The following is a 12,165-nucleotide window of genomic DNA, read 5'->3' as shown; positions in this document are numbered from 1 at the left end:
TTGTTTACGGCACCACTCGTGTATTCCATGACAAGTCGACTAACCCTGTTGCCCCTCGCAAAGAGTTTCGCACATCGCCCCGTAAAAAAGGAGGAAAAACGTGCCCGCAAAGCTGAAATTACAACAGTGGCGAAGTCACCATGGTTGAGTGCTTTGCGTGAATGAAACTAGTTGTTGCGTGCTCGCCAATCGGGTACTGTCGGCGCATGGCTACTTCCCCCCTTTTGCACTTCTGCAAGACCCTGGCGGCGGCGACCGTCTGGTCCCTGCTGCTGAATGTTCCAGCCGGGGCCGCCAGCTTCGGCCAAGTGATCCAGTCGGTCAAGCCCTCCGTGGTCGGCATCGGCACTTACCAGCCCACGCGCAGTCCGGCGATCGTGTTCGTGGCCACCGGTTTCGTCACCGGCGACGGCCTGAGCGTGGTCACCAATGCGCACGGCATTCCCGACACGCTCGACAGCGAGCGCAATGAAACGCTCGGCATCGTCATCGCGCGCGGCGACAAGGTCGATTTCCGGCCGGCCAAGCTGGCCGCGCTCGACCGCCTGCACGACCTGGCCCATTTGCGCCTGGCGGGAGCGCCCATGCCGGCCCTGCGCCTGGGCGACGGCACGGGGATCGAGGAAGGCCAGGCGCTGGCGTTTACCGGTTTTCCGCTCGGCATGGTCCTCGGTCTGCATCCTGTGACCCACCGCGCCATGCTGTCGGCCATCACCCCGCTGGTAATGCCCTCGGTCAGTTCGCGCAAGCTCGATGCGCGGGCGATCGCGCAACTGGCGCGCGCTCCCTCCCCCATCTACCAGCTCGACGGCACGGCCTATCCCGGCAACAGTGGCAGCCCGGTCTACGATCCCGAGACTGGCCATGTGCTGGCGGTGCTCAATATGGTGTTCGTCAAGGGCTTGAAGGAAAACGCGATCACCAACCCGAGCGGGATCAGCTATGCGATCCCGGTCAGCCATGTACGCGCCCTGTTACAACAAACAACACCGCCAGGACAAAAATAGCGGCTGTCCTTTCGCTTGAAAAACTTCATGCTAAAATAGAAACTGTTGTAATTAAAATTGCATTACAGTACTTCAATACCGGCGCCGTCCGCATAAAGGAAAATCAGGTGAACACGTTCAAATCGCAAACGATGAAATGGCTCGGCGGCAGCGCACTGGCTTTGTCCGCCCTGTTGCTGGGCGGCTGCGCTTCCCCGGTCTCGACCGTGGTACCCGATCCGATGCCGGCCACCGCCCATGAATACCTGATCGGCCCCGGCGACAGCGTCAACATCGTGGTGTGGCGTAATCCGGAAGTATCGACCTCGGTGCCGGTGCGTCCGGACGGCAAGATCACCACCCCGCTGGTGGAAGACTTGCAGGCCAGCGGCAAAACCTCGACCACCCTGGCGCGCGATATCGAAAAAGCGCTGGAAAAGTATATCCAGCAACCGGTGGTGACGGTGATCGTGACCAGTTTCGTCGGCAATTACAGCGAGCAGATCCGCGTGATCGGCCAGGCGGCCCGTCCGCAAGCACTTGCTTACCGGCGCGACATGTCGCTGATGGATGTGCTGATCGCGGTCGGCGGCGTTACGGAGTTTGCCTCGGGCAACAAAGCCATCGTCATCCGCAAGGTCGACGGCAAGTCGGAAAAGCTGGCCGTGCGCTTGAACGACCTGATCAAGCAGGGCGATATTTCGGCGAATATCTACATGCGGCCGGGCGACGTGCTGGTGATTCCGGAAATCTTCTTTTAAACGCGCTTCCACGCCCTTCTTCCAAAGCTGGTCGACAACGGACCCAAGTCGTGGAATACTTGCGCAAAAGACAGGATGTCGGGTTTTTTTACAGGCTGGGCCGCTTAATTGCCGGACCACTAGCACACCCCGCCGCCAAGCCTTTGATCTAGATCAGATTTTTATGGCGCTATGCGTCATTGGTACGAAAATTGCATAGATTGCTCCGTATCGTGCACGCCTGACTGGGCATCGCCTGACGATGCCTTTCAATTCGAGGGAACTGACGTGACTATCAATCAGCAACAGGACCGCCCCAGCGGCGAACCAGCCCAGCCGCAAGCGGGCTTGTCAGCGTCGGGCAACGCGCGGCGCCGCTTCACGCGTACCGGCGTGGGCGTGTCCGGGGTCCTGATGACCTTGGCCAGCCAGCCCGGCATGGCCGCCACCACGTGCGCTTCCCCGTCCGGCTCGCTCTCGAACGGCCTGCAATCGAGCCACCGGCCCGACAATCCCCTGACCTGCGGCGGCAATTCGCCTGGTTTTTACGCCAACAATCCGGCGGGCTGGCCATCGACGCCGACCTCCACGCGCCACTTCAAGGATATCTTCCCGGTCAATCCCGGCCAGGCGGCGCTGGGCGAACTGGCCCTGGTCGACGTGCTCAAGACCAATGGCAAGAGAAACGGCGGCAACAGCGGCAAGGGTCCCTTCAAGAGCGAAGACCTCGATCCGCACAATGTGGCCAGCCATGTGGTCGCCGCCTACCTGAACATCCAGACCAAGCGCTCGACCGTGCTGACCGAAACGCAGTTGCGCAACATCTGGCGCGAATACCAGGCCACCGGTGGCGGCAAGCTGGGCTATTACGCACCGACGGCCGGCATCAAATGGTATGGCGACGACATCGTCGCTTACCTGAAAACCACCTTCCATCAGTAGCCTGCACGGCGATGGCGCCTTGCGCGCCCGCCTTTCCGACCTCATGCCGCACGCTCTTTCCTGGCACGTCCTTCCCGGCCAATCCCTGCGGTACCACAGCTGGGACCAGGAAGCGGTCCTGTTTAACGACCTCAGCGGCGACACCCACCTGCTCGACGCCGACGCGCTGGCAGTGCTGCTGGCCGTGAAGGGCGGTGCGGCCGACCTGGGCGCCCTGCGCCTGGCCCTCGATGCCGGAGATGAGGCCGAACCCGAGCTCCTGGCATTGCTCGAGCAGCTGGCGGGCATTTCCCTGATCGCCGCGCATCCATGACGACCCTGAGCGCGCTCAGCCGCGCCGAACTGGGCCGCCGCCTGCGCGACGGCAGCATCGACCTGCAGACCGGCGCCTTCGTGACCCGCGTGCACAGCCCGTTTGCCAGCGTGGCCGATGGCTTGCACCTGCTGTACGGCGACTATCCCCTGCTGGAAAACAATGGCTTTGCCGATTTCCACGTCGACGTCGCGCCGCCGCCAACGCTGCGGCGCTGGTACAAGCCGCTGGCGCGCTTCGTCTACGACGGCATGGTGCCCTTCCTGCCGCTGCCGGCCGCGCAAGCGTTTCCCATGTTCGAGTGGGGCATGAACTGGTGCGTGTCGAGCCGCGCCCATGGCTACCTGATCTTGCACGCGGCCGTGGTCGAAAAGCATGGACGCGCCGCCATCCTGCCGGCCCCGCCCGGCTCGGGCAAGAGCACCCTGTGCGCCGCCCTGGTCAGCCGCGGCTGGCGCCTGCTGTCGGACGAACTGGCGCTGGTGCGGCCCGAAGATGGCTTGCTGGCACCGCTGCCGCGCCCGATCAGCCTGAAAAACGCCTCGATCGAGGTGATGCGGCGCTACCAGCCGGACGCCGTCATCAGCCGCCCCGTGCCCGACACCACCAAGGGCACGGTGGCGCACCTGAAGGCGCCGGCCGACAGCATCGCGCGCGCCGCCGAACTGGCGCGCCCGGGCTGGATCGTGTTTCCGAAATATGCGGCGGGCGCGGCCACCACGCTGCTGGACGTACCAAACGCGCGTTCCTTCATGCGCGTGGCCGAAAACGGCTTTAACTACAGCGTGCTGGGTGCGCGCGGCTTCGCCACCCTGGGCGCCCTGGTGGAGCAGTCGCGCTGCATCGATTTCACCTACAGTGCGCTGGACGAGGCGGTGGCCGTGTTCGAGCAGCTCGCGGGCACGCCGTGATGCCATCCGAACGGCCACCCAGCGAAGTTCCCCGGAGCGCCGTCCCGCTGCTGCTGCAACTGCTGCGCCAGCCCGCGCGCGGCGCCGCCCTGACGCTGGCCGAATGGGATTTGCTGCTGCGCCAGGCCGCCAGCGCGCGCCTGGAAGCGAGCCTGCACGGCTTGCTGGACGAGCACGGCGTGGCCGGCGCGATTCCCGCCCAGGCCAGGCGCCACCTCGACTGGGCCGGGGTGCATGCCGAACGCCACGCGAACGCGGTGCGCTTCGAAGTGGCGCAGATCGGCGCGGCGCTGGCCGCCACCGGCGTGCCGCTGATCCTGCTCAAGGGTGGCGCCTACGCCATGGCGCGCCTGCCGGCGGCGCGCGGACGACTGTTTTCCGACATCGACATCCTGGTGCCGAAGGACCAGCTGGCCCAGGTGGAAGCGGCGCTGATGCTGCACGGCTGGACCACGGTGGCGCAGGACGCCTACGACCAGCGCTATTACCGCACCTGGATGCACGAATTGCCGCCGATGAAGCATGCGCGGCGCGCCAGCGTAATCGATGTGCACCACGCGATCCTGCCGGAAACGGCGCGCCTGCGGCCCGACCCGGCCAGGCTGCGCGCCGCCGCCGTGGCCCTGGCGCCGCAAGGAAAAGCCGCCCCCGGCCAGGCGCACGTGCATGTACTGGCCCCGGCCGACATGGTGCTGCACAGCGCCGTGCACCTGTTCTACGACGGCGAATTCGACCACGGCCTGCGCGACCTGCTCGACCTGCACCGCCTGCTGACCAGCCTGGGCGCCACGCCCGGCTTCTGGGAAGCGCTGCCGGCGCGCGCCGCCGAACTGGAACTGGGCCGCCCGCTGTTCTATGCCCTGCGCTACTGCGCGCGCATGCTGCACACGCCGGTCCCGGCATCGGCCCTGGCCGCCGCGCGGCCGGCGGGACCGGGCGCGCCGCTGCTGGCCCTGATGGACAGCCTGTTCCTGCGCGCCCTGCTGCCGAACCACCCCAGCTGCGCCGACCGCTGGAGCGCCGGCGCGCGCTTTTTGCTGTATATCCGCGGAAACTGGCTGCGCATGCCGCCGATATTATTAACAAGACATCTGTTTCACAAAGCTTTTATTTCTCCTAGTAAAGATTAATGCGAACGCGACATGTCGGTTTTCCTTACACCCCCTCATGCTTTACCCATAAATTACTAGCTAACTCTTTGATTTAAAACAAACGTTTACTTCTGGCACGAGTCCTGCTTACATAGAGGCACGTAGGATCAACAAACATAATCCGGGAGAACCACATATGAAACTGACAAAATACCTCGCTGCAGCCGCCGTCTCCGCAGCGTTCGTCGCCGCCCCAGCATCGGCAGCGACCATGGGTATGGCCGACTTGGCCATCACCGGCCTGATCATCCTGAACGCGAACAACGCGCCAGTGACCAACGGCATCGTGATCCAGAACGAAAACCGCACCGGCACCGCAAACTCGAACTTCAACAATGCGCAAGGTACCGGCGCCGGCTTGGGCAACATTTTCAGCACCACCATCGGTGGCACGGTCGACGTCAAGAACCGTTGCGCGGGTCCTTCCTGCGCTGCTATGCCAGCAGGTAACTACCCGGGCGGCATGGAAAACAACTTCACGGCCCACATTCCTGCACCGAACGGCAACTACGCCATGGGTGACATGTACATCGCCGGCACCGCGCTGGGCGTGACGGGCGCCAACGGCCTGACCCGTGCCGATTCGTCCGTGATGTCGCCAGGTAACGCCGGCAGCGCGAACGCGACCATCGCCAACTCGGCGACCGCGGTGACCACCTTCACGGCCGGCAATACACTGCAAGCGAAATTCGCGCTCGGCTACAACGCCTATCTGGCCGCGTTCGTCAATGCGATCAATGGCGTGAGCGGTTCCTCGCTGGGCACGATCAGCTGGACGCTGTCGCTGCAGGAAGTGATCGGCAATGTATCGACCACGATCATGAATTGGAGCCCGGCCGAGATCAACGACGGCGTGACCTCGAGCGACATTTCGCAAAACTCGATCAAGGAAAGCTCGGGCACGATCCTGTCGAATCTGGTGACCCTGACCGGCGGCCGTACCTACAAGCTGACCATCAACCAGGCATCGAACTCGATCGCTTCGGAAGTGCGTGCCGTGCCTGAACCAGGCAGCATGGTCCTGATCGGCCTGGGCCTGCTGGCCCTGGGCGCCGCTTCGCGCCGCAAGGCTGCCAAGTAAGACCGATGCGCGCGCCGGGCTGGCCAGGCCGGTGCGCGCAGTGTGTCGATGAACGACCCGGGCGCCTCGAGCGCCCGGGTCGTTTGCCTTTGCGCGCTCGCTTTTAAGCGATAATAGAACCATGGCCTACACCCAGAGCGACCACCCGAGCAATAACATCACCGGCCGCGCGACCGATGTGCGCGGCCAGGTGCGCCCGGCCTGCGTGCGCGACGTGATCAAGCTGGTGCGGGCGGCGCGCGAGAACGGCACGCCCCTGTATCCGTTCTCGACGGGCCTCAATTTCGGTTACGGCGGCAAGTCGCCGACCATGGCCGGCAGCCTGCTGGTCGACCTCGGCGCGCTCAACTCGATCCGGATGACGGTCGACAAGCGCAACGGCCGGGTGCTGCCGGTGGCCGTGATCGGTCCGGGCGTCACGCAGGGCGCGCTGTACGACTTCCTCGAAGAACACCATCCGAACCTGACCTTCAACGTCACCGGTTCGGCGCGCGCCACCAGCATCATCGGCAATGCGCTCGACCGCGGGGTCGGCTATTTCGGGCCGCGCAAGGAAGACCTGTTCGGACTGGCCGTGGTATGCGGCAACGGCAAGCTGCTGCGCACCGGGTTCCGGCGCCTGAAGCGCTCGCCGCTGGGCACCAGCAATCCTTACGGGCTGGGGCCGATACTCGACGGGCTTTTCTTCCAGAGTAATTTCGGCATCGTCGTCAGCGCCTGCTTTCGCCTCGTGCCCAAGCGTCCCAGGCAGGTGGCGCTGTCGCTGTCGCTGCGGCGCGAAGAGGATTTGCCGGCCTTTATCGACGAACTGGCCAATTGCAAGCGCGAAGGCTTGATCGAATCGGTCACCCACATCGCCAACCGCGCGCGCACCCACGCCACCCTGGCGTACGGGGTGACCCGCTATCTCGAAGAGGAATGCGCGTACACGCCCGAGCGCGCCTTTGGCGAAGCGGAAAGCGTGATGGACTTGATCGCCCCGGGCGAATGGGCCAGCCTGGGGGCCATCACGGGGACCCGCGCCCAGGTCAAGGCCAACCTGGCCGAGATCCGCAAACGCATGAAGGGCCTGGCGCGGGTGCGCCCGATCACCCACCAGCTGCTCGACACCGCCTATGCGGTGGCGCACAAGCTGCGCTTCATTCCGGTGGCGCGCGCGAATGCCGCCGCGATCGCGGCCATCCGCCCCCTGCACACGCTGGCGCTGGGGGTGCCGACCGACGCGGCGATCGATAATTTACTGTGGAAATTCGGGCGCACCGACCTGAACGCGGCCCAGCTCGACCAGTCGAACTGCGGTTTGCTGTTCATTAATCCGGCGCTGCCGCTGGACGGGGCCTTCGTGGCCAAGTTCATCGATGAAATGAAAAAGACGGCGGCGCGCCATTATCACGACACCCTGTACATCACCATCAATATCGAAACCCCGACCTCGCTGGTGGCGGTGATCAACCTGCTGTTCGACCGCAGCAACCTGGAAGGGGTCAAGCGCGCCCACTTCTGCGCCGACCGCATGCTCGACAAGATCCACGCGATGGGGCTGGAAGTGTACCGGGCGCGCGCCGACATGATGGCCGCCATCGTGCGGCGCGACCCGCACTACTGGGCCCTCATCCATTCGCTCAAGACCCGGCTCGATCCGGACGGCATCATCGCGCCGGGGCGCTACGATGCCCAGCCGGCCGCGCCAAGTCCCAAGCCGCCGCCTAGCCGATCTTGATCAGGCGGTTGGCGATGCCCTCTTCCTCGCGCGGCGAGAAAAAATACGGATACAGCGAGCGTTCGGTGCCCGGATTGCTGCCGCTGCCGCCCAGGAGCGCGATCTGCTGCGCCATGTGCTCGACGCTGAGCCACATCAGGTAGGCGGGCGCATCGACCCGCGTATTGTGGCGCAGCTCGGCCTGGTCCTCGAAGCCGAGCATGGTCTGGTAAAAGCGCCGGTGGCGCGGATTGACTTCGATCAGCACGTCGGTGCGGCCGTGAATGTAGCGCGCGTAGATGAACAGGGTGTGGAACAGGGCCGCCAGCGCCGCCTTGGATTTGACCTGGGGATCGAACGCCAGCTTGGTGATTTCGCACAGGCGCGCGCCGCGCGCGCGGAAGGCGTCGACATGGTCGCGGAAAATCTCGTCGGCCAGGATGCCGCGCTCGGAATCGAGCCCCAAGGTCACGGTGCCGATCAGGCTACCCTTGTCGGAGGCCGACAGGGTGATGCGGTTGGGGTCGCGTTCCATGCGCGCCACGTTGTAGCCGCGCGTGGCGTACATTTTACTGATCAACAGGCTGGCCGAATTGCGCCCCTGGTCGGTATCGGCCAGGCGGATCCCGAAGGTACGGTCGTTGTCGGTGAAGCTGCCGATCAGCCGGCCGTGATCCTCCTCCTCGCCCCGCACCAGGTAAGACGACTCAAGACGGGTCTGCTCCTGGCCCATCGCTTCCACTGCATCGTGCCCTGCATTCATGTGAAAACTCCCTGTGGCGCGGCGCCGGCCCGGCACATGGTGCCGCCGAAAAAGGCGCCCGGTGGGCTGCGACTCGCCGTCGTGCCCGCTTTATAATTGTTTCAGCAAGCCCCGCGCCTCCTCCAGTTGCGGAAATTGCTTGTGCTTCTCTAACAACACTTCAAGTTCCTTGCGTGCCGCCTCCTTCTCCTTGGCCTGGATCAATGCCTTGGCCAGATGCAGGCGGATCTCGGGTACGCCCGGCAACCGGGCGCTGGCGTCGCGCAGCAACGGCAGGCCGCGCGCCAGGTCGCCCTTCTGCACCAGCAGCCAGCCCAGGGTATCCATCACCGCCGCGCTGCCGGGCAGCGCCTTGAAGGCCAGCTCGGCGGTCGGCAGGGCGCGCGCATCGCCCGCCAGTTCATAGGCCACCGCCAGATTGTTCAGGGCGCTCGGATAGCCAGGCGACTTCTTCAGTATGGCTTCAAATTCCGTTATTGCTAATTGATATTTTTTATTGGAAATATACTGCTCTCCAAGGTAACCCGGCACCTTGACGTCATCCGGGTGGGCGGCGCGCCATTGTTGCACCCGTGCATCAGCTTCCTTGGCCTTGCCGCCGATGCGAAGCGCTTCGTACAGCTTGATCAAGAGCTCAGCATTGTTGCCCAAAGAAAACGCTTTATCGTACAAGGGGATGGCGGCGCCAGGTTTGTTCTGCACCAAGAGCACGTCGGCCTCGGCCACATAACCGACCGGCAGTTTGGGATGCTGCTTCTGCATGGCGCGCGCCACGCCCAGGGCATCGTTGAACTGTTGCTGGCGCAGGTGGGCGCTGGCCAGCGCCAGCTGGGCGTCGAGATAATCGGGCTGCAGCACCAGGGCGCGCTTGAGCGAGGCGCTGGCCGAGGGCAGGTTGTTCATGGCGGCGTGGGCCGAGCCGAGGCGGAAATGGGCTTCGGCCGACTGCGGCGCGGCCACCGTCAGCTTGGTGAAGGTTTCCATGGCGCTGCCATTGTCGCCGGTGGCGACCTGCAGCTGGCCGAGCTGGTCGAGCACGGCCGGGTTGTCGGGATTGGCCACCAGCAGCTTGCGCATCAGGATCAAGGCTTTGTCGGCGGCGCCCATGCGCACGTAGTGGCCGGCCAGCACGATGGCCGGCCCGACCGCGGCCGGGTCGACCGCGTTGGCCCGTTCGAGCAGGGTGCCGGCTTCGGCCAGGCGGCGCTGGGCCACCGCCATGGCGCCGAGCGCGGTGAGCGCCTCGACGTTATTGGGATACTTGGCCACAAAGGCTTCGTAGCGCTGGCGCGTGGCGTCCAGGTTCTTGGCCTGCATGTCCATGCGCGCCAGGTTGTCGACCGCCGGAAAGAAATCGGGATGCAGGGCGAGCGCCTTTTCAAAGGCGGCGCGGGCCGCGGCCAGGTCTTTCTTGCCCAGCAGCGCCAATCCCTTGAGGTTCTGGATCATCGGGTCGCCCGGGGTGCGCGCTTCGAGCGGCGCCAGCGCGGCCAGGGCCTTGTCGAACTGGTTCAGGCGCAGCGCCGTCATGGCCAGGGTGGTGCCGGCGTGGCTGGTGGTCTGGTCGAGGGTGCTGGCCAGTTCCAGTTCGCTCAGGGCGCGCGCTTCCTCGCCCTGTTCGAGCTTGCTCAAGCCCAGGGCGGTGCGCAGCTGCGCCTTTTTCGGGTCGAGCGCGCTGGCGCGCTCGAGCAGCTCGGTGGCCTTGCCGAACTCGCGGTGATCCGTATACGCCTTGCCGGCAATGGCCAGCAGCTGGGCATCCTGGGAGGCGCCCACGACCGGCGCCAGTACCGCGATGGCGCCCTTGGGGTCGCCGGCGGCGATGCGGGTCGAGGCCAGCAGCTTGCGCGCGTAGTCGCTCTCGGGATGGGCTTCGTGGTATTTTTTCAGATGCTGCTCGGCCTGCGGCAGCGATTTGAGGGTGAACTGCACGGCGCCGGCCAGCAATACCGAGGGCATGTGGTCGGGCGCCACGCGCAGCACTTGCTGCAGCGAGTCGAGCGCGGCCGCGTGCTTGCCCTGGGTGAAGGCGAGCATGGCGCTGGCGTAGCTGACCATCAGGTTCTTCGGCGCATTTTTCTTGGCGGCGGCCAGCGACACGGCCGCCTCGTCATAGCGCCGTTCGGCGATGAACAGGTAAGCCTTCTGCAGGTGGCCCGAAGCGCTGTTGGGGTCGAGCGCCAGCACCTGGTCGTAGGCGGCCAGGGCGGCTGCCGGATTGCCCTGGGCGCGCTCGAAGTCGCCCTTGAACAGCCAGCTCTGGATATCCTTGGGGTTTTTCGTCACGGCCAGTTCGACATAGCGGGCGGCGCCGGCCTTGTCTTCGTTGGCCATGGCAATGTTAGCCAGGCCCATCAGCGCGACCGGGTAGCCGGGATCGAGCTTGAGGGCGCGCTCGAACGCTTCGGCCGCCTCGGCCCGCTTGCCGAGCTGGTAGAACGCGGCGCCGCGCTGGCTGACCACCTTGACGTCGGCCGTATAGGCGTTGTCGGCAGTGGCGTCGATGACTTTCTGGAATTGTCCCTGGAGCAGTTGCGCAAGCAGCAGCTCGGGCAAGGTGCGTTGCGGCGCCATCCCCAGCTCCATGGCCTTGCGCACTTCCTTTTCGGCCGAGACGGCGTCGCCCAGCTTGTTATAGGTTTCGCCCAGCGTCAGGCGCGCCTCGGGGTCGCTGGGATTTTGGGCGACCGCGTTTTTGAGCTGGATCAGGGCCGACACGTGGTCGCCCTTCTGCTGGAACTGTTTGGCCTCGGCCAGCAGGGCTGCCGGCGTTTCGGTTTTGCCGCACCCGCTTAATGCACCGAGCATAATGGCGGTGGCGAGGGCGGCGGCGGCCAGGGAATGCGCTTGCGTTGACATGACGATCCTGTTGTTACAGGCGGTGGCGTGGTCACGCTTCCCGCCGATTGCGTGAATGAAGCGCCGCAGGCATGCCGGTGAGCCGGCGCCGTTTCGCTGGACCGGCGTCTAGCCGATCGACAGCAGGCGGTCGGCGATGCCGGCTTCCTCGCGCTTCGAGAAAAAATACGGGTAGAGCGAGCGTTCGGTACCCGCATCGTCGTGCACCCCTCCGAGGCGCTCGATCTCGGCGCCCATGAAATCGAGGCTGAGCCAGAGCAAATGGGCAGGTGCGTCAACGCGCGGATTGATCCTCACCCCGCTCTGGGTGCGAAAACCGAGCATGTGCTCATAATAGCGCCGGTGGCGCGGATTGATCTCGATAAATGCATCCGTGCACTGGTAAATATGGTGCGCATAGATGTACAGGATATGAAACAGCGAGCCGAGCGCGAACTTGGAGCGTACGGTGGGGTCGAACGCCAGTTTGCTGATCTCGCACACCTTGGCGCCGCGCGCGCGGAAGGCGTCGATATGGTCCTTGAAGACCTCGTCGGCCAGGATGCCGACCGGGGAGTCGACGCCGAGTGTGACTGTGCCGATGACTTCGCCCTGGTCGAAGGCCGACAGGGTGATCTGGTTGGGATTATCCTCAAGCCGATGAGTACCGGCATAACCGCGCCAGGCATACATCTTATTGATGAGCATGCTAGCGCGGTTACGCCCTTCTTCGGTATCGGC

General features: G+C 64.7%; 11 protein-coding genes. 8 read left to right on the top strand and 3 right to left on the bottom strand.

What is annotated here, in order from left to right:
- Positions 1 to 206 precede the first annotated feature (206 nt).
- The 8 genes from CR152_RS02785 to CR152_RS02750 all read left to right on the top strand — a co-directional run bounded on the left by CR152_RS02785 (position 207) and on the right by CR152_RS02750 (position 7,844).
- Positions 207 to 1,007, top strand: a complete 801-nt coding sequence (locus CR152_RS02785; RefSeq protein ID WP_099873575.1) for a S1 family peptidase — start codon at positions 207 to 209, stop codon at positions 1,005 to 1,007.
- A gap of 131 nt (positions 1,008 to 1,138) precedes the next feature.
- A complete protein-coding gene (locus CR152_RS02780; RefSeq protein WP_099881939.1) occupies positions 1,139 to 1,747 on the top strand; it encodes an XrtA/PEP-CTERM system exopolysaccharide export protein in 609 nt (202 codons plus the stop codon).
- 267 nt (positions 1,748 to 2,014) lie between these two features.
- Positions 2,015 to 2,668 carry a hypothetical protein gene (locus CR152_RS02775; RefSeq protein ID WP_099873574.1) on the top strand — a complete coding sequence of 218 codons (654 nt, stop codon included), beginning with the start codon at positions 2,015 to 2,017 and terminating at the stop codon, positions 2,666 to 2,668.
- A gap of 43 nt (positions 2,669 to 2,711) precedes the next feature.
- The gene (locus CR152_RS02770; protein ID WP_157778298.1) at positions 2,712 to 2,981 is read left to right on the top strand and encodes an HPr-rel-A system PqqD family peptide chaperone; all 270 of its coding nucleotides are present in this window, start codon (positions 2,712 to 2,714) and stop codon (positions 2,979 to 2,981) included.
- A complete protein-coding gene (locus CR152_RS02765; RefSeq protein ID WP_099873572.1) occupies positions 2,978 to 3,892 on the top strand; it encodes an HprK-related kinase A in 915 nt (304 codons plus the stop codon). The genes CR152_RS02770 and CR152_RS02765 overlap by 4 nt, the downstream gene beginning before the upstream one ends.
- Positions 3,892 to 5,022, top strand: a complete 1,131-nt coding sequence (locus CR152_RS02760) for a nucleotidyltransferase domain-containing protein (RefSeq protein WP_099873571.1) — start codon at positions 3,892 to 3,894, stop codon at positions 5,020 to 5,022. Before CR152_RS02765 ends, CR152_RS02760 begins: the two co-directional genes overlap by 1 nt.
- A gap of 157 nt (positions 5,023 to 5,179) precedes the next feature.
- The gene (locus tag CR152_RS02755) at positions 5,180 to 6,124 is read left to right on the top strand and encodes an EDSAP-1 family PEP-CTERM protein (protein ID WP_099873570.1); all 945 of its coding nucleotides are present in this window, start codon (positions 5,180 to 5,182) and stop codon (positions 6,122 to 6,124) included.
- A 121-nt stretch (positions 6,125 to 6,245) separates the two neighbouring features.
- Entirely contained in the window at positions 6,246 to 7,844 is a 1,599-nt protein-coding gene (locus tag CR152_RS02750; RefSeq protein ID WP_099873569.1) for an FAD-binding oxidoreductase, read from the top strand.
- Here CR152_RS02750 and CR152_RS02745 read toward each other — a convergent pair.
- The 3 genes from CR152_RS02745 to CR152_RS02735 all read right to left on the bottom strand — a co-directional run bounded on the left by CR152_RS02745 (position 7,831) and on the right by CR152_RS02735 (position 12,132).
- The gene (locus CR152_RS02745; protein ID WP_229413262.1) at positions 7,831 to 8,586 is read right to left on the bottom strand and encodes an N-acyl amino acid synthase FeeM domain-containing protein; all 756 of its coding nucleotides are present in this window, start codon (positions 8,584 to 8,586) and stop codon (positions 7,831 to 7,833) included. The two genes, CR152_RS02750 and CR152_RS02745, sit on opposite strands and share 14 nt — an antisense overlap.
- Before the next feature lie 90 nt (positions 8,587 to 8,676).
- Positions 8,677 to 11,445 carry an XrtA/PEP-CTERM system TPR-repeat protein PrsT gene (gene prsT, locus CR152_RS02740; protein ID WP_099873568.1) on the bottom strand — a complete coding sequence of 923 codons (2,769 nt, stop codon included), beginning with the start codon at positions 11,443 to 11,445 and terminating at the stop codon, positions 8,677 to 8,679.
- A 108-nt stretch (positions 11,446 to 11,553) separates the two neighbouring features.
- Positions 11,554 to 12,132, bottom strand: coding sequence for an N-acyl amino acid synthase FeeM domain-containing protein (locus CR152_RS02735; protein ID WP_229413261.1), 579 nt, complete (start codon positions 12,130 to 12,132; stop codon positions 11,554 to 11,556).
- Positions 12,133 to 12,165: the final 33 nt, after the last annotated feature.

Source organism: Massilia violaceinigra, assembly GCF_002752675.1.
Lineage (GTDB): Bacteria > Pseudomonadota > Gammaproteobacteria > Burkholderiales > Burkholderiaceae_D > Telluria_A > Telluria_A violaceinigra.
The sequence above is the reverse complement of the archived record's forward strand: the minus strand, read 5'-3'. Positions and strand labels throughout refer to the sequence as shown.